Consider the following 16,104-nt stretch of genomic DNA (forward strand, 5'->3'; position numbering starts at 1 on the left):
TGGCTATAATAATAAATCTTATCTACTTTGCAAATATCACTTTAATATTTATGGAAAATATCTCACAATGTTAGAATTACCAAAAGGCAGGAATCAGTCCCCACCTTTTGGTAAAAACGCTATTATTTAGCTACTCCGGCACCTTGCTTAGCATTGAATGTCCATTCTAGACTTAGCCAATCTCCTTGAAAAGCACTTTGATCCTCCCCATTATCAAGGAACCTAAACTCCACCATAAATCTATGAGATTCACCTTTTTTAAGATCCGCTGTTGGAACGTGCCCAGCTAACGTTTCATGAAGTATTTCAGGGCTCATATTTTTTAACTCAGAAAGTGTTGATAGGTAAATTGGCGTACTATTTGCTGGTGCTCCATGATATAGGGTATAAACTTGGATGTAGTCTCCTAAATTTTTTCCAAATCGATCTACTGCTCCACTTGTTGAGTACTTTGTAGCTAAATTAATAGTATGAATATCAAGACTGCCATCATTATTAAGGTTAAAATCACGTCGCATAGTATCACCTGGTTTAATATCTTTAATATTTATGATTTCAGTTGGATGTGCTGAAAGCTTTAGCGTTCCTGCTTGAAATGCTGCTGTAGCTTGCGTGGTAGCACTAAAATACGCAAACGTACCTCCACCCACTAAAGATAATCCTAATACTGCTGAGGCGATTCCTAAACCTAATTTCTTTTTAATACCCATTCTTTCTCCTCCTAGTTATCCCTCTTTTTAGAGATATGTAGTATTTATTGAACCCTTATGCTTTTACATAAGGAATGCAACCGTTAAACAGTTCCTTGAGCGTCATTTCCTTTCCCCTTATCCAGCTCTTTGATAGCTTTAAAAATTGTTATACCTGAATAGGCAAGTAGGAGTAATCCTGGAAGGATAAGCAATAAAGCCATTCCATTTTTTGACTTAGCATAATCTAATAAATAACCAACATATGGGATTGTAAAGCCGGAATATTTAGCAACTACATTTTGGGCTATTACTGGATTACTATCTTTAGCATTGTTGTTGTCACCTTTTGTTACATACATGGTTTGATCCCCAGTTTTATTAACATCAATAATTCTATGTGTAATCAGTTTGTCTTCAGATTCTTTAAAGGTAATAATGTCATCTTTTTTCAAATTAACTGCATTTTCAACTGGCTTAACTGCAATTATTGAACCTGTCATAAAGGTTGGTTCCATCGAACCGGAAAGTACTGTTTTAAGTTGGTAACCCATGAAATTAGGTTCACCACCGGAAGCTTTTGACGATATTACGACAAAGATCATAAATATCAGGGTAATTGATAGAATTGCTGTTATTAAAATACTAAAAATCTTTTTTATTTTTTTCATACTTACACCACCATTGTTATTTAAATTTCGCTGTTATCATTTGTTTGACTTTTTTCAGTCGTCTCATCAAATGGTCTAGTATTTTCGGAGGAATTTTTCTTATCTATTCCAATTTCATTTGTAGTAACTTCTATTGTTGTGCCTTTTGACTCTTTTCCTGATTTGTCAACCGTTGTTATTTTGTAGCTATACTTTGTAGCGGCCGCTAAGTTTTTATCCTCAAATTGACCATTTTTTATATTATTTCCGACTGGTGTCTTGTCCCCATTCTTATAAATCTTTACTTGGCTAAAGTTTCTATTTCCTTGGTTGGGATTCTCCCAGGTTAAACTAATTGAATTGCTCGTGTGTGTTTCTTTAATTTTTTTTACCTCTGAACAAGGTGCATTGGTCTGGTCATCACAGCCACCTTTGTTTTGTCCTGGATTGTCATCGGTTCCCTCACCAGTATCTTTATCAAGGGCGTCTGGTCCATTTCCGATTCCAGCATTACCTTTACAGTATTTGTGCCAGAAGTCTGATCCATTTTTTACATCAACACAAAAATCTTCAGCAACACTTATTGTTCCGCTAACATTCTTAACATCATTAAAGTAAGCACCTGTATCGGATGTAAGATACAAACCGGTTACTATCAGGAGATACCAGACAGCTACAAGTTGAGCTGCAATTACCACCTTTTTACTTTTCTTTTTAAACTTTTTCAAACGTGTGCGTCGAATGACAACCCCTCCCTCATTCGTTCTAAATAATGTATGAAACTTCTTTCGCAGTTTATTAAGAACGAAATTGGTGGTCTTTTTAATCATATTCATCAACTTCCTTGTGTTTGTTCTCATTAACGAACCTATAAGTTGAGTATATGCCAAAGGAACCAACTTGAAAAACCCCAAATATAGGCAATTTTTCTTAATTAAGAACATTTTCAGGGCTTTATCTCTAGTTTTCTCTTATTTTCTTACTATTTTGTATTTTATAATGAATATATTGTACTTTATAATGAATGATATGGTGTGAATTTTTTGCATTAATAGTAGGAGATGAGGGTGATGATTGGATATCGGATCAAACAGCTGCGGGAAAATAAGGGGTTTTCACTTACAGAACTTGCCAAGCAAGCAAATGTTTCAAAGTCTTATTTGAGCCAATTAGAACGGGGTTTGCAATCAAATCCATCGATGCAGTTTTTAAAAAAGGTGGCAATCCCCTTAGAGGTCAGTATCGATTACTTGTTAGACGATGAATCTGTAAACTATGAACTGGACAAGGAGTGGAAGGCTTTAATTCAGTCTGCGATTGAGAATGGTTTGAAAAAAGAAGCTTTCAGAGAATACCTTAATTACGTAAAATTCCAAGCATGGCTGGATGAAAGGAATAAAACATAATTAAAAGCCCCCATTCCAACGAATTGAAATGGGGACTATTTTTTAGCAGATTCTTGGAAACATCGTGCCCGATAACCTAGTTAGTAATCTCTTAGAGCCAAGCGGTGTTTCTAATAGCAATTGTCCTTTATCTTTTCCAATGATGGATCCAATCACGACGGCGTCTTTTCCTTCAGGGAATTCCCGCAATAGATCGATTACCTTATCTTTTTCATTGGCAGCAACGACGATAATTGCCTTGCCCTCGTTAGCAATGTAAAGCGGGTCGAACCCTAATAGGTCACAAACGCCGTGTACCTCTTTTTTTACAGGTAAATCAAGTTCGTTGATTTTCATCGTCAGATTAAAATCCTCGGCAATTTCTACTAGTGTTGTTGCGAGCCCTCCTCTGGTCGGGTCGCGCATGATTCGTACACCTTCTGTATGCTGCAAGACCATTTCTAACATTCTATTTAACGAGGCACAGTCACTAGTAATCGGGACAGTAATGCCGAGTTCGCCTCGTGCAGCGAGGACAGCGATTCCATGATCACCGATGGTGCCTGAGACGATGATGGCATCACCTTCTTCAAATTCAAGGCTGCAGCCGATGTTAGCTTCATAGACTCCGATTCCAGTTGTGTTGATGTACACCCCATCCGCACAGCCGCGTTCGACTACCTTTGTGTCGCCAGCGACGATTTTCACACCTGTTTTTCTCGCTTCATTCGCCATATCTGTGACAATTCGTCGTAAATCCGCAATCGGGAAGCCTTCTTCAATGACAAAGCCACAGGTTAAATAAACGGGTTTAGCACCGCTGACTGCGAGGTCATTGACGGTGCCTGCTACCGCTAGTTTGCCGATAGAACCTTCCGGAAAGAATATCGGTTTAATCACAAACGAGTCGGTGGTCACGGCAATTTTGCTAGCTGAAATCGCGACGGAGGCAGCATCAAACATGGCAGCATTCCCATCGCCAAATGCCTCGATAAATACATCGCGGATGAGTCGATGACTTAATTCACCGCCATCACCGTGTGCTAAGCTAATATATTTTTCCATCAAAAGCTCTCCCTCATGTATTGATAATAAGCAGCACAGCTTCCTTCGGCCGATACCATGCACGGGCCGACTGGGTTTATCGGGTGGCAGGCTTTACCGAACAGCGGACATTCATTCGGCGCTATTAGGCCGCGGATGACTTCACCGCAGCGGCATTTCGTTTTCCTCGGCTCGCCGACATCAACCGTAAACCTTTTCTTTGCATTAAATTGGTCATATTCCGGTTTTAGATCCAGACCGCTGTTTGGAATGACACCAATCCCGCGCCATGCCTCATCACAGTTGGTTAAATACTTATCCAGCCACTGATGAATAACTTGATTCCCGGTTTTGCTGACAATCGCTGGATGATTATTACTAATTGCGGCCTGCCCTGATAAGGCTAACTCGATGGATTTGTAAATCCCTGACAGCAATTCCGCTGTTTCAAATCCGGTAATTACGCCGGAAATCTGATATTCATCGACTAAATATTGATAGGACTCTTCCCCTAATACAATTGAAACGTGACCTGGAAGTAGAAATCCGTCTAAATTGACTTCCCCCGCATCCAATAAAAAGCGAAGAACCGGTTCAACCAGCTTTGTCGTCATCCAGATTGAAAAATTCCCAATCATGCGCTTTTCTGCCTCACCAATCATTAACGTTAAGATGGGAATCGTGGTTTCAAAACCAACCCCAAGGAAGATGACTTCTTTGTCAGGATTCTCTTCGGCAACCCTTACGGCATCAACTGGCGAGTACAATACGCGGATATCCTTACCGGCAATCTTCGAATCTAGCAAGGTTTTGGCAGAACCCGGTACGCGCATCATATCACCAAACGTGCAAATAATTCGATTTTCTCCTTCTGCAAGGGCAATCATCGCATCTATCGATCGTTGGTCGGTCACACAAACAGGGCAGCCGGGGCCAGAAATTAAATTTACTTCATTCTTTAAGACTTGCTTCACACCGGTTCGCGCCAGTGACATTGTATGCGAGCCGCATACCTCCATGAATGCCGGCTTCCGTCCGAATTTCCGGTTAAATTCCAGTGCTATCTCGATTACGGCCTCAGCAAGCGGCCGGCATATTTCGGGATTACTTGACTGCTTCAGAATTTCGAGCATCGATAAGCCTCCTCCATTCTTCCACACTCTGCCGCGCATAGCTTTCATCAACGATGCTCATCGCTTGACCGGCATGGACAATCACAAAATCGCCCAATTCTACCTCTGGAACAAAAATGATTCCGACCGTCGTTTGTGAACCCATGACATCCACAACAGCACTATATTCCTTTTTTAAAATAACTTTTGCTGGTACTCCAACACACATTGGCTTGCACTCCTTTTTGCTGCGGCAACAACCAATTGCCCATATGATAATCCGCCGTCATTACAAGGGATATTTTCAGGGACAAATACCTTAAAGTTCCTTTTTGTTAATTCAGCGGTGATTCTTTTCCGTAAATAACGGTTATGAAGGCTTCCACCCGATAATACAATCGTCTTTTCAGCATTCGGATTTTTCCCTGATAATTTCTCCATTGCAGACGTAATTGCTTGAACGACCGTTTCATGAAATCTTCCACTTATTTTAGAAATATCTTTTCCTGCCAAAACATCCAAAGCGATTCCCTGCAGCATCGCCCGAAAATCCAGCGTTAAAAGCTCTTTTTCTAGTAAGGCAAATGGATATGGTTCGAAGCTGATGGCTTCGTCTGCCAATTCGGCTAACTGGATTGCGGCTTCCCCATCATAGCTTGACACCTTGGTCACTCCGCAGATCGCACTAACGGCATCGAACAGCCTGCCGCACGTACCGGCATGGACAGTGTTCAAATTTCTTTCCATCATCTTTGTTAATAGATCAATCTCCGAAACTCTATCGGTAAAAATTGCTTTAGCAAGCTCTAAGCCTCGTTCACCGTGAAGTGAAATCAACATCGCAGCTGCATTCCGCCACGGTTCGCGGATACACTTTTCACCCCCGGGAAGGGGAGTATAGTGTAAATGAGCCAGCCGTTCAAAGCCCGCAGCATCGCCATGGAAGATTTCAAAGCCCCAGATATTGCCGTCAAGACCATAACCCGTTCCATCAAGGATTATTCCAAAGGCCGGGCCGGAAATCTGATGTTCGTCGATACAGGCGGCCATATGGGCATGATGATGCTGGACTTCCATAACTTCAGAAAAATTATATTCCTGCACCAATTTTTGCACATGATAGCCGGGGTGGACATCAAGGACAGCCAGGCCCTTCGGTGTATCAATCCATTTTAAAAGATGCGCTAATTCATGCTGATAATGGTCGATTGTTTCGATATTTTCCAAGTCGCCAATATGGGGGCCGACAAAAATTTGCTCATTTCGGCCAATCGTAAATGTTGTTTTTTGATGGCCGCCGAAAGCGACGATCCCTGTCACATCTTTACTTGTCGTAAATGGATCTGGGACATAGCCCCTTGACCTGCGCAAAAAATCAAGCTTTCCGTCGTTGATTTGGACAACGGAATCATCAAGCGGATGGAGAATTTCCCGGTTATGGACGAGATAGTAATCGGCAATTCCCTTTAAATAATGACATGCCTCCTCATCCTTATACAAGATCGGCATCCCAGATGGATTCGCGCTTGTCATCACAAGGCTGGATAATTCGGGATCGGCAAAAAGTAAATGATGCAGCGGTGTATAGGGAAGCATGACACCGATTGTGTTCATTCCTGGAGCGATACTTTCTGCTAATGGATAGTGGTTATTTTTTTTCAGAATAACAATCGGTGATTCAGGACTTTTCAAAAGCTCACGTTCATCGTTCGTTAATTCCGTCAGCTGTTCTATCGTTGAAAGGGAAGCAGCCATGATAGCCAGCGGCCGAAATGGGCGTTTTTTTCTCTTTCTTAAAGCCGTTACAGCTAGTTCATTAGCGGCATCACAGCAAAGGTGATAGCCGCCAAGCCCTTTGATGGCTACAATCTTGCCTTGTTTTAAAAGCTTAATCGTGTCCATTATCGGAATCCTAGAATGGATTTCATGGCCGTCGTCATCAAATAACTGGACTTTTGGTCCGCATTTTGGACAGGCAATCGGCTGGGCATGATGTCTTCTATTGGTTGGATCTTCATATTCCTTGCGGCAATCCTCGCACATTGGAAAACTCTTCAGCGAAGTATACGGCCGGTCATAGGGCAATTCTTCAATGATTGTGTAGCGCGGGCCGCATTGGGTGCAATTGATAAATGGGTATTGATAGCGAAAATCAGTCGGTTCATTCATTTCTGCTAGGCATTCCTCGCAAACGGCAGAGTCAATTGGAATGACGAGCATGGAGGTGCCGCTGCGCTCGCTCGCAATGATCGTGAACTCGGCTTTATTTTCGGGCTCAGCCTCTTCTACCAAAATCTCATTAATTTTCGAAAGTCTTGGAGCCTTATTTTTCAAGTCCGATAGAAAGGAATGAACGGCTTCACGAGCTCCCTCAACATGAATCTTGACACCGTCCATATTATTTTGAACAGTACCAGTTAGCTGATAGTTTGCGGCAAGCTGAAAGACGAACGGCCGGAAGCCGACGCCCTGCACCCTGCCGCGGACGGCAATCCTTACTGCTGTACACATTTCAGGTAGGCTCCTTCAATCCAGGCAAACCATTCATACAGACCTTCCTGTGTTCGTGCGGATACCGGAATTAACATCGACTGCGGATTAATTTCAGTCAAGTCCTTTTTAGCCTCTCCCACATTAAAATCGAGATAGGGCAATAAATCGATTTTATTTAACAGCACAAGCTCGGTTCTCATAAACATTTGCGGATATTTGGGAATTTTATCATTTCCTTCCGGCACGCTTAGAACAGCAACTTTATGGTGCTGGCCAAGATCATAGCCGGATGGACAAACGAGGTTGCCAACATTTTCGATAAACAGAAGATCGATTTCATCCAGATCAAACTCGGCTAATGCGGCCGCAACCATACGGGCATCAAGGTGACAGCCGCCATGGGTATTGATTTGGACGGCCTTGGCGCCCATTGCTCGGATCCGGTCTGCGTCTCTTTCCGTCGCTAAATCGCCTTCAATCACCGCAATCCGGTAGTTCCCCGAAAGTTCCCTTACGGTTTCCTCCAGGAGAGTTGTCTTTCCTGCACCAGGAGAACTCATCAGATTAATCACCAAGGTTTTTGAGTTCTGGAATAGCTCCCGATTGAAATCTGCCGCCTTATTGTTGTTCGTTAAGACATCTGTTCTTAATGTTACTTTCATTGCCGATTACTCCCTTCGTATGATAAAACCTGAAATGTTTCCCCTGTGATGACTTTTCCAGATGGTATTTGACAGCTTGGGCATAAAGCAATCTTTTGATCAGGTTTATATTGGCGCCCGCACAGGACACATTCAGCCTTTGCTTCTTCGAGATGAATGACAAGTTCAGCCGCTTCAGAAAACAAATCTGGATTTTGCTCACGAAAAATAGCAAACGCCATCCTAAGGGCATCCGGCATGGCATTGGAAATTTCACCAACAATGATTTCAACCTTTTCAATTCTTCCAATCCCTTTTGCGGCTGCATCCTCATGAACCAATTGAAGAATATCGCCCATCAAAGACATCTCATGCATGATGACCACCCAGTTCCTTATGCTTATAAAAACCGATATAATACATATCGTCTTTACGTTTTATTTGGTAGCTTTCAAGCTGTAAATCACCAGATTGTGTCTTAAAATTGTATTCTTTTTGACAATTCAAACATTTGCCACTTGAAAATAGTGTTGTAATGATAATAAGATGCGAACAGCCAGGACATACTCCATCAATTGCCTGAATGTTCGTTCCATTTCGTGTGACTATTACTGGTTTCCCGTTAATAAATTTCAGTTCAAGGTCGCTAAAAAGCTCGGTTTCTTTCATTAACGGCAGCCAGGTGATCCCTAATGCCCGGTCTGCCGCGACTTCTACCTTCTCCAGGTCTTCTCTTAAAAACGGCTCATAAACAGATTTAACCGTTTGAAACAGGCTGCCGGTCATTTCCTTTAAGAAATCCCCCCGCCTCATGACACATGTCTCCACCGGTTTACCTGATCAATCACCACTTCGGCAAGTTCCCCCAGCTTTCTTTGATTGGTCTCGGTAAGCTCAACACCTAATTGAAGCGATGTCGGCTGCATCCCAAACATGACAATTTGTTTTGGGTAGCGTTCCCGCATCTGTGCGGCAAATAAAACTTCTTGAAAGCCTAACTGGTGGACAGACATTTTAATGCCAAAATACGCTGGAATTTCTTCTCCAACTAAAGTTATGATCGTTCCGCCTTCTTTGCCGGCATTAATTGCATCAATGATGATTAGGTATTCCGCATCTTCCACCGGTCCTAGTAATTTCATCCCGTCCGTTAAACCTTCAATAATTTCAATATTTTTATCATCCTTTAGTGCTTCCTCTAATATAGGTAAAAGGTGGACGCCAACACCCTCATCAGAGAAGAGGGTGTTGCCAATTCCTAAAATGGTTATCCTTTGTTTTTGTTCTTTATTTATCATGTTTTTCACCAACTGCTTTTTTCGGTTCTGTTTTATAACCTGTAAACAAAGATGAAATGGAACCACAGCGTTCAAGGTAATCATCACGGAAAGCTAAATAGACATGGAGGACAATAAAGAGCATGAACGCCCAAGCCGTCAGGTGATGCCAAGAACGCATTGTGAAGCTGTTCCCGAAGATATAGGGAACCCATGCAAACATCTTTGCCCAAATGGTTTCTTTCTGCGGTTCAAAATACATAAAGAAACCAGTAAGAATCACAATCACGGAACCGAGATAATTAAAGATCCAATAGCTTAACAGTGCAAGCGGATTATGGCCGACAAAGTGTGGCTTTTTATTTTTTAAAAACAGATAGAACTTAATCGTATGGAATGTATCCTTCCAAAACACCCAGCGAAATGGATTAAATTTGGCAAACTTATTTCCAACAAAGCACCAATACATCCGATAGAGAAAAGCTGCCGTAAACACGAATGCAGTAAAGAAGTGGATGTATCTTGCCCAGCCCATCAGGTTGGAATAATAGGCTTCTTCAGGAATTCCTGCTCCGGCAAATGGTTTTCCAATATAGATTCCTGTCACCATCAAAAGGATAATGGCTGCAGCATTAATCCAATGGTAAAGTCTCACTGGCAATTCCCAGACATACACCTTTACATCGTTTTCCATCGTTGTATAAATGATTGGCTCATCCTTATGATACGAGTTCTCGCTGTTTATTGCCGGAATTTCAGGGAACGGGCCAGGTGTTTGAATCGGTAATTTTGGCGCACCCATTTTCTCAACTCCTAACCTAAACGAATTTCAGTCGTTTTATTGGTTTCCAAATCGGTTAAGTGAACAGCACAAGCAAGGCATGGATCAAAGGAATGGATAATCCGCATGATTTCAAGCGGTTCTTCTTTGTTTAACATCGGTGTACCTTTTAGGGCTGCCTCATAGGCCCCGATTGTATTTTTGTGGTCACGCGGTGAGGCATTCCATGTCGTTGGGACAACTGCCTGATAGTTTTTCGTTTTCCCCTTCTCGATATCAATCCAATGTCCAAGCGCTCCACGTGGTGCTTCCATCCAGCCGACACCTTTGGCACGTTCCGGCCAGGTGCTTGGTTCCCACTTTGTCCTGTCAAATGTTGATTGATTTCCGCTCTTAATATTCTTCAAAAGCGCATCCATATCATTACGTAACCAGCCGGAAATTAACACCGTTTCAAGACCGCGGGCCACGGTTCTTCCAAGTGCTGATTGGAGTGCAGCGATTGGCAAGTCTAACTTTTTCAAGGTGTCATCGACAATATTGACAATCTCTTCTTTTCCAGATGCATATCCGACAATCATCCGTGCTAACGGACCCGTCTCCATTGGATGCTCTTTAAAGCGTGGTGCCTTCAGCCAGCTGTACTGCTTGTTAGTATCCAATGTCTTAAACGGCGCCTTTGGTCCGGTATAATTGAGTGTCGTCTCCCCTTCAAATGGGTGCTTTCCTTTACCGCCATCTTCGCCATCATAGGTGTACCAAGAGTGATCAATATATTCCTGAATATGTTTAGGGTCTTTAAGGTCAATGTCCAGCACTTCATTAAGATTACCGTTCAAGACAATCCCTCTCGGCATCCGGTAGAGCTTTGTATCATAAATATCACCAGTAGAAAAATCACCATAGCAAAGGTAATTATTTAATCCGCCGCCATAGGTCCAATCCTTATAAAACGATCCGATTGCTAGTAAATCTGGAATATACACTTGATTAACAAACTCTCTAGCTTGGTCGATTAATTGGGAAACATGCATCAATCTTTCGGCATGGACACCGTTATCACTATTAATATCAAGCGGTGTCGCCATCCCGCCTACAACGTAATGGGGATGAGGGTTTTTACCGCCAAAAATGGTATGGATCTTAACAATTTCCTTTTGCCAATCCAATGCTTCAAGGTAGTGTGCCACAGCAAGCAAGTTGACTTCAGGTGGGAGCTTATAGGCTTTATGACCCCAATAGCCATTGGCAAAAAGTCCGAGCTGCCCGCTTTCAATCAATTTTTTCACTTTATTTTGAACATCGGTGAAATAGCCTGGCGATGATTTGAGCCAGCTGGAGATTGACTGGGCAATTTTAGATGTTTCTGCAGGATCTGCCTTCGTTGCACTGACAACATCGACCCAATCTAATGCATGCAAATGATAAAAATGCACCACATGATCATGAACAAATTGGGCTTCATTCATAATGTCACGAATTAAATGGGCGTTTCTAGGAATCTTTATTTTTAAGGCATCCTCAACAGCACGAATAGATGTAAGCGCATGGACGGTTGTACATACACCGCAAATTCTCTGGACATATGCCCAGACATCCCTTGGATCACGGTCTTTCACGATCAACTCTAGTCCGCGGACAGAGGTTCCAGAGCTGTAGGCTTCTTTAATGACACCTTTCTCATCTATATCTACTTCAACACGAAGATGACCTTCAATTCTCGTTATTGGATCTACTACAATACGTTCACTCATGTTCTTCACCTCGTTTGTCATCTAACTTTTTCTTGATTACCGTCCCTGCAGCATGTACGGTAACACCCGCTGCAGCTAAGCCAACAACGGCTAATCCTACATTATCAGGGTTAATCGTTGTTTGCGTTCCAGGAATTTTTGCTCTCCTTGTATAGAATGGACCATTATCCCAGAAGTCCTTTTCTGAACAGCCAAAGCATGGATTGCCGGATTGAATAGGATAGCTTACGCCGCCATTCCAGCGCATTTCTGCACAGGAGTTGTAGGTTGTCGGGCCTTTACAGCCGACTTTATAGAGGCAATAGCCTTGTTTTGCTCCCTCATCATCAAAATTCTCAACAAATAAACCGGCGTCAAAATAGGCGCGGCGATTACATTTATCATGAATACGGTGCCGATAAAAAGCTTTCGGGCGGCCAAACTGGTCTAATTCCGGCAGTTTTCCAAATGTAATGATGTGGGCAATTACGCCTGTCATGACTTCGGCTATCGGCGGGCAGCCAGGAACAAGGATGGTTGGCGTGTCTTTCACAAAACTGGTGACTGGCTTAGCGCCTGTAGGGTTTGGATGGGCAGCGGCAATTCCCCCCCATGATGAGCAGGAGCCATAGGCTACAATTGCTTTTGCGCCTGCGGCCATTTCAAGGAAGGTTGCTTTTGCAGATTGGCCTCCGACAGTTAGGAAGGCATCATCATCCGGGATACTGCCTTCAACGGCTAGAATATATTCTCCCTTGTAATTCTTTAATACTTGTTTCATGGAAGTCTCTGCCTGATGTCCCGATGGTGCCGATAGCACCTCAGAATATTCTAGTGAAATCATTTCTAGTAAAACGCTTTCAGTCTTTGGTTGTGATGATCGAATAAATGATTCGGAGCAGCCTGTGCAATCCTGAAATTGCAGCCAAACAACCGGTACTCTTGTTTTTGTTTCCATGGCTTTCACCACTTGTTCAGACTGTGTGAACTCAAGCCCAAGTGCAGCAGCAAGTGCCGTACACATTTTCAGGAAGTCGCGCCGGCTAAATCCATGGTCGATTGCGGCTTCATATACTGTTTTCTGTCTCTTCATCCGCTTTCCCCTCCACTAATCATAAAAATAAGTAAAAACTTAATTTCAAGGCAATTGTAGTATAATGCTGGGCAATACGTCCTGAATTTTCCAAAAAATACACAAAGATTCCTTAACTGCATTTTAAGCATATTTTTATTATTTAAGGTGGAAATCCAACTTGAAAGAAAGCAAAAAAAGACCTTATGAGATTTACATCTCGTAAGGTCTTTAGGCTTCGATAATTTCATCCTCTTCCTGCTCCAACTTTTTCAACCGTTTCCGGTAAACAAATTTCGATAAGTTAATACTAATCTCATATAGAAGCAGGAGCGGCAAGGTCACAACAAAATCAGACATAAAGTCCGGTGGTGTAATAACAACAGCAATAATGATAAGAACAAAATAGGCATATTTACGAACTTTTCCTAAAACAAAGGGATTAATAATCCCTAGTGAAGTTAAAAACATTACCACTACTGGAAGTTCGAACAGCACCCCGAATGGGAGTGTCATATTCATGATAAAGCTAAAGTATCTCTCAGCTGTGAAGTTTGTAACGAACATATCTTGACCCATTTTCACCAAGAAGTCGAGAACCATCGGAAAAATAGCAAAATACCCGAAGGCAAGACCCAGTAGAAATAAGAAAAATAATGCCGGAACATAGGAGAGAGTTATTTTTCTCTCAATCGGTCTTAAAGCCGGCTTAACGAACATCCAAATTTGTAACGCTAATACTGGTATCGTCCCTGCTACGGCAATAACGGTTGCCAGCATGAAATAAATCCACATAATATCACTAGGGCCGAGAACCATAAGTTTCATATCACCAACAAACCATCGATAGATATCATCGACATAAATAAAACCTGCAATAAAGAAAACAACAAATGCCAGTGCCGATATGATAATCCGTTTGCGTAATTCCTCTAAATGGTCAACTAAATTTAATTCTTTATCTTCCATGTACTTCCCCTGCCAATTTCATAGGTTGAAGATTAACACGTATTCACGCGTTTTATAGTTACAAATCTCGAGAAAAAAAGGTGTAAGACGGAAATCTTACACCTTATTTAGTCACATCTTTCTTTACTTCATCGATATCTTTCATTACATCGTCCGTAAGTTCACGGGTAGACTTTTTAAATTCCTTTAAAGTTTGTCCAAAGGCTTTTCCGATTTCCGGAAGTTTCTTCGGTCCAAAAATAATCAGTGCAAGCGTTAAAATTAAAATTAATCCGGGTACTCCGATATTAGAAAACATGGATTAACATCCCCTTCAAGTTTGTGTATTTCTACTATGATTATAGTATTGAAACTTCATTTTGGGTTAATTATCGGGAATAATTCATAGTAATTTCACAATATCCGTTAAAATTAACCTAGCTGTGATGTTTAGCATTTCTCTTATAGAGCTCACATATATAACTCTATAGACAAATTTAACAATAACCACCGTTTAAGTCAATGTCCATTTGTTTAATATAATTTTTTTAAATATTTTGACAACTGATTAAATTTTGCATATAATTTGAACAATAGTATCATATACTAATGAAAATTTATAACCCTATAGAATGGATGTGATGAGGATGGAATTTTCACTAAGCAGTTATGATGGAGCCCTCCCTGTTGAGGTAACAATTGATGATGACAATGGAAGATACACCATTCGTAAAAGTGACCGAAGCGGCGAATACTTTAATAGCCCGATTGAATTAATTGCTTGGGTTAAAGCGCACTTCCACGAGGAAGAGTTTTGCCATCCCCATGAATTCAGAGGTATGCTTGCAAAATTAGCGGATTACGAATTAAATGGGACATATTTATGATATTGAAAAAAAAGCATCAGCATAATCGCTGATGCTTTCTTTTCGTTTACTGTGCTTTTCGTTGATAGATCCTGAATTCATAATCATAAGGATTTTTTTCATTCTTTGTCCCTTTTTCAGAGGATTTGAGCTCCCAGTTATCTACATCATATTCCGGAAAGAAAGTGTCCCCTGCAAACTCTTCATGAATAAGCGTAATGTAAAGACAATCTGCAAAGGCAAATGTTTCTTTGAAAATTTCCGCCCCGCCGATGACGAAAATTTCTTCCTTCTGCTCACGGCTATATTTGATGAACTCCTCCACAGAGTAAAAGACCTTACATTCCTCGGATTGATAACCCGGCTGGCGGGTAATCACAATATTCTCCCTGCCCGGGAGCGCGCGGCCAATCGACTCATGCGTTTTTCTCCCCATTGCAATCGGATGTCCCATTGTCACCCTCTTAAAAAACTTTAAATCCTCAGGCAGATGCCACGGGAGCTGATTATCCTTGCCGATAACTCTATTTTCATCCATAGCAACAATAAAGGAAATCATACACTGACCACTCCTTTTATATGTGGATGTGGCTCATATCCATCTAGGCTAAAATCTTCAAATTCAAAAGAGTAAATGTCCTTAACATTCGGATTGATTGTTAGAATTGGCAGTGCCCGCGGTTCTCTTTTCAATTGCTCGTTTATTTGCTCAAGATGGTTTTGATAAATATGAACATCGCCAAAGGTATGTATAAATTCTCCCGGCTTTAAATCGCACACTTGAGCAATCATTAACGTTAATAGTGCATATGAAGCGATGTTAAAGGGGACACCGAGAAATACATCCGCTGAGCGCTGGTAGAGCTGACAAGACAATTTCCCATCTGCCACATAAAATTGGAACAGACAATGACACGGCGGCAGCGCCATATTATCAATTTCAGCAACGTTCCAGGCATTGACAAGCAGTCTTCTTGAATTTGGATTTGTCTTGATTTGCTCAATTAATTCACTAATTTGATCTACCGTTTTCCCATCTGCCCCTGTCCAGGAACGCCATTGATGGCCATAGACCGGCCCTAATTCACCATTTTCATCAGCCCATTCATTCCAAATACGGACGCCATTTTCCTGCAGGTAGCGAACGTTCGTATCGCCTTTTAAAAACCAAAGCAATTCATAAATAATCGATTTTAAATGAAGCTTCTTAGTAGTAATTAGCGGAAAACCATCTTCCAAGTTAAATCTCATTTGATAACCGAAGGTGCTGATTGTTCCAGTACCAGTTCGATCGCCCTTCACGGTACCCGTTTTTAACACATGCTCACATAATTGTAAATATTGCTTCACATCTGACACTCCCTTATCTGGCGTTCATATCTATTAATTTTAGTGGAGTGGAGCAGTTTATTC

Annotated in this window: 20 protein-coding genes; 2 read left to right on the forward strand and 18 right to left on the reverse strand. The window is 41.6% G+C overall.

The features are described from left to right. Positions 1-122: 122 nt before the first annotated feature. From BANVL01_RS10655 to BANVL01_RS10665, 3 genes are all read right to left on the reverse strand, one after another. Positions 123-710 carry a TasA family protein gene (locus BANVL01_RS10655; RefSeq protein WP_066088965.1) on the reverse strand — a complete coding sequence of 196 codons (588 nt, stop codon included), beginning with the start codon at positions 708-710 and terminating at the stop codon, positions 123-125. An 83-nt stretch (positions 711-793) separates the two neighbouring features. Continuing rightward, positions 794-1,360, reverse strand: a complete 567-nt coding sequence (gene sipW, locus BANVL01_RS10660; RefSeq protein WP_066088968.1) for a signal peptidase I SipW — start codon at positions 1,358-1,360, stop codon at positions 794-796. Positions 1,361-1,380: 20 nt separating this feature from the next. Next, a complete protein-coding gene (locus BANVL01_RS10665) occupies positions 1,381-2,169 on the reverse strand; it encodes a fibronectin type III domain-containing protein (protein WP_066088971.1) in 789 nt (262 codons plus the stop codon). A gap of 240 nt (positions 2,170-2,409) precedes the next feature. Between BANVL01_RS10665 and BANVL01_RS10670 the strand changes: the two genes are divergently transcribed. Next, positions 2,410-2,745, forward strand: a complete 336-nt coding sequence (locus tag BANVL01_RS10670) for a helix-turn-helix domain-containing protein (RefSeq protein ID WP_066088974.1) — start codon at positions 2,410-2,412, stop codon at positions 2,743-2,745. A 42-nt stretch (positions 2,746-2,787) separates the two neighbouring features. Here BANVL01_RS10670 and hypE read toward each other — a convergent pair whose 3' ends face one another. The 13 genes from hypE to tatA all read right to left on the reverse strand — a co-directional run bounded on the left by hypE (position 2,788) and on the right by tatA (position 14,144). Then, on the reverse strand, positions 2,788-3,789 hold the full coding sequence (gene hypE / locus BANVL01_RS10675; protein ID WP_066088977.1) for a hydrogenase expression/formation protein HypE: 1,002 nt from the start codon (positions 3,787-3,789) through the stop codon (positions 2,788-2,790). Further along, positions 3,789-4,901 (reverse strand): hydrogenase formation protein HypD, encoded by a 1,113-nt coding sequence (gene hypD, locus BANVL01_RS10680; protein ID WP_066088979.1) that lies wholly within the window; start codon positions 4,899-4,901, stop codon positions 3,789-3,791. The genes hypE and hypD overlap by 1 nt, the downstream gene beginning before the upstream one ends. Next, positions 4,873-5,109 carry a HypC/HybG/HupF family hydrogenase formation chaperone gene (locus BANVL01_RS10685; protein ID WP_066088982.1) on the reverse strand — a complete coding sequence of 79 codons (237 nt, stop codon included), beginning with the start codon at positions 5,107-5,109 and terminating at the stop codon, positions 4,873-4,875. Before BANVL01_RS10685 ends, hypD begins: the two co-directional genes overlap by 29 nt. After that, entirely contained in the window at positions 5,076-7,391 is a 2,316-nt protein-coding gene (gene hypF, locus BANVL01_RS10690; RefSeq protein WP_066088985.1) for a carbamoyltransferase HypF, read from the reverse strand. The genes BANVL01_RS10685 and hypF overlap by 34 nt, the downstream gene beginning before the upstream one ends. Then, entirely contained in the window at positions 7,376-8,035 is a 660-nt protein-coding gene (gene hypB, locus BANVL01_RS10695) for a hydrogenase nickel incorporation protein HypB (RefSeq protein ID WP_066088988.1), read from the reverse strand. The genes hypF and hypB overlap by 16 nt, the downstream gene beginning before the upstream one ends. Further along, complete coding sequence (locus BANVL01_RS10700; protein WP_066088991.1) at positions 8,032-8,391, reverse strand: hydrogenase maturation nickel metallochaperone HypA/HybF; 360 nt, start codon at positions 8,389-8,391, stop codon at positions 8,032-8,034. Before BANVL01_RS10700 ends, hypB begins: the two co-directional genes overlap by 4 nt. Next, positions 8,384-8,827: a hypothetical protein gene (locus tag BANVL01_RS10705; protein WP_066088994.1), complete on the reverse strand. Its 444-nt coding sequence runs from the start codon at positions 8,825-8,827 to the stop codon at positions 8,384-8,386. The genes BANVL01_RS10700 and BANVL01_RS10705 overlap by 8 nt, the downstream gene beginning before the upstream one ends. Then, complete coding sequence (locus BANVL01_RS10710; protein ID WP_066088997.1) at positions 8,824-9,312, reverse strand: HyaD/HybD family hydrogenase maturation endopeptidase; 489 nt, start codon at positions 9,310-9,312, stop codon at positions 8,824-8,826. The genes BANVL01_RS10705 and BANVL01_RS10710 overlap by 4 nt, the downstream gene beginning before the upstream one ends. After that, positions 9,302-9,985 carry a Ni/Fe-hydrogenase, b-type cytochrome subunit gene (gene cybH, locus BANVL01_RS10715; protein ID WP_156482264.1) on the reverse strand — a complete coding sequence of 228 codons (684 nt, stop codon included), beginning with the start codon at positions 9,983-9,985 and terminating at the stop codon, positions 9,302-9,304. Before cybH ends, BANVL01_RS10710 begins: the two co-directional genes overlap by 11 nt. Before the next feature lie 119 nt (positions 9,986-10,104). Continuing rightward, positions 10,105-11,826, reverse strand: coding sequence for a nickel-dependent hydrogenase large subunit (locus BANVL01_RS10720; RefSeq protein ID WP_066089002.1), 1,722 nt, complete (start codon positions 11,824-11,826; stop codon positions 10,105-10,107). Next, the gene (locus BANVL01_RS10725; RefSeq protein ID WP_066089005.1) at positions 11,819-12,898 is read right to left on the reverse strand and encodes a hydrogenase small subunit; all 1,080 of its coding nucleotides are present in this window, start codon (positions 12,896-12,898) and stop codon (positions 11,819-11,821) included. Before BANVL01_RS10725 ends, BANVL01_RS10720 begins: the two co-directional genes overlap by 8 nt. A 210-nt stretch (positions 12,899-13,108) precedes the next feature. Beyond that, a complete protein-coding gene (gene tatC, locus BANVL01_RS10735) occupies positions 13,109-13,846 on the reverse strand; it encodes a twin-arginine translocase subunit TatC (RefSeq protein WP_066089011.1) in 738 nt (245 codons plus the stop codon). A 103-nt stretch (positions 13,847-13,949) separates the two neighbouring features. Further along, the gene (gene tatA / locus BANVL01_RS10740) at positions 13,950-14,144 is read right to left on the reverse strand and encodes a twin-arginine translocase TatA/TatE family subunit (RefSeq protein WP_024028694.1); all 195 of its coding nucleotides are present in this window, start codon (positions 14,142-14,144) and stop codon (positions 13,950-13,952) included. Between the two features lie 328 nt (positions 14,145-14,472). Here tatA and BANVL01_RS10745 point away from each other — a divergent pair, with 328 nt between their 5' ends. Then, positions 14,473-14,712 carry a hypothetical protein gene (locus tag BANVL01_RS10745; RefSeq protein ID WP_066089014.1) on the forward strand — a complete coding sequence of 80 codons (240 nt, stop codon included), beginning with the start codon at positions 14,473-14,475 and terminating at the stop codon, positions 14,710-14,712. A gap of 46 nt (positions 14,713-14,758) precedes the next feature. Here BANVL01_RS10745 and BANVL01_RS10750 read toward each other — a convergent pair whose 3' ends face one another. Together BANVL01_RS10750 and BANVL01_RS10755 are read right to left on the reverse strand one after the other, a co-directional pair. Then, positions 14,759-15,250, reverse strand: a complete 492-nt coding sequence (locus BANVL01_RS10750) for a dihydrofolate reductase (protein ID WP_066089018.1) — start codon at positions 15,248-15,250, stop codon at positions 14,759-14,761. Beyond that, positions 15,247-16,041 (reverse strand): thymidylate synthase, encoded by a 795-nt coding sequence (locus BANVL01_RS10755; protein ID WP_066089021.1) that lies wholly within the window; start codon positions 16,039-16,041, stop codon positions 15,247-15,249. Before BANVL01_RS10755 ends, BANVL01_RS10750 begins: the two co-directional genes overlap by 4 nt. Between the last annotated feature and the right edge of the window lie 63 nt (positions 16,042-16,104).

This window comes from Neobacillus novalis NBRC 102450 (assembly GCF_001591805.1).
Taxonomy (GTDB): domain Bacteria; phylum Bacillota; class Bacilli; order Bacillales; family Cytobacillaceae; genus Neobacillus; species Neobacillus novalis.

Bases quoted from the DNA above. Each gene is read 5' to 3' on its own strand.
- BANVL01_RS10745 (WP_066089014.1), top strand. From the start codon at position 14,473: ATGGAATTTTCACTAAGCAGTTATGATGGAGCCCTCCCTGTTGAGGTA.
- BANVL01_RS10750 (WP_066089018.1), bottom strand. From the start codon at position 15,250: ATGATTTCCTTTATTGTTGCTATGGATGAAAATAGAGTTATCGGCAAG.
- BANVL01_RS10700 (WP_066088991.1), bottom strand. From the start codon at position 8,391: ATGCATGAGATGTCTTTGATGGGCGATATTCTTCAATTGGTTCATGAG.
- tatA (WP_024028694.1), bottom strand. From the start codon at position 14,144: ATGTTTTCTAATATCGGAGTACCCGGATTAATTTTAATTTTAACGCTT.
- BANVL01_RS10685 (WP_066088982.1), bottom strand. From the start codon at position 5,109: ATGTGTGTTGGAGTACCAGCAAAAGTTATTTTAAAAAAGGAATATAGT.
- hypF (WP_066088985.1), bottom strand. From the start codon at position 7,391: ATGTGTACAGCAGTAAGGATTGCCGTCCGCGGCAGGGTGCAGGGCGTC.
- BANVL01_RS10670 (WP_066088974.1), top strand. From the start codon at position 2,410: ATGATTGGATATCGGATCAAACAGCTGCGGGAAAATAAGGGGTTTTCA.
- BANVL01_RS10725 (WP_066089005.1), bottom strand. From the start codon at position 12,898: ATGAAGAGACAGAAAACAGTATATGAAGCCGCAATCGACCATGGATTT.
- sipW (WP_066088968.1), bottom strand. From the start codon at position 1,360: ATGAAAAAAATAAAAAAGATTTTTAGTATTTTAATAACAGCAATTCTA.
- cybH (WP_156482264.1), bottom strand. From the start codon at position 9,985: ATGGAAAACGATGTAAAGGTGTATGTCTGGGAATTGCCAGTGAGACTT.
- hypB (WP_066088988.1), bottom strand. From the start codon at position 8,035: ATGAAAGTAACATTAAGAACAGATGTCTTAACGAACAACAATAAGGCG.
- BANVL01_RS10710 (WP_066088997.1), bottom strand. From the start codon at position 9,312: ATGATAAATAAAGAACAAAAACAAAGGATAACCATTTTAGGAATTGGC.
- BANVL01_RS10705 (WP_066088994.1), bottom strand. From the start codon at position 8,827: ATGAGGCGGGGGGATTTCTTAAAGGAAATGACCGGCAGCCTGTTTCAA.
- BANVL01_RS10720 (WP_066089002.1), bottom strand. From the start codon at position 11,826: ATGAGTGAACGTATTGTAGTAGATCCAATAACGAGAATTGAAGGTCAT.
- BANVL01_RS10665 (WP_066088971.1), bottom strand. From the start codon at position 2,169: ATGATTAAAAAGACCACCAATTTCGTTCTTAATAAACTGCGAAAGAAG.
- BANVL01_RS10655 (WP_066088965.1), bottom strand. From the start codon at position 710: ATGGGTATTAAAAAGAAATTAGGTTTAGGAATCGCCTCAGCAGTATTA.
- tatC (WP_066089011.1), bottom strand. From the start codon at position 13,846: ATGGAAGATAAAGAATTAAATTTAGTTGACCATTTAGAGGAATTACGC.
- hypE (WP_066088977.1), bottom strand. From the start codon at position 3,789: ATGGAAAAATATATTAGCTTAGCACACGGTGATGGCGGTGAATTAAGT.
- hypD (WP_066088979.1), bottom strand. From the start codon at position 4,901: ATGCTCGAAATTCTGAAGCAGTCAAGTAATCCCGAAATATGCCGGCCG.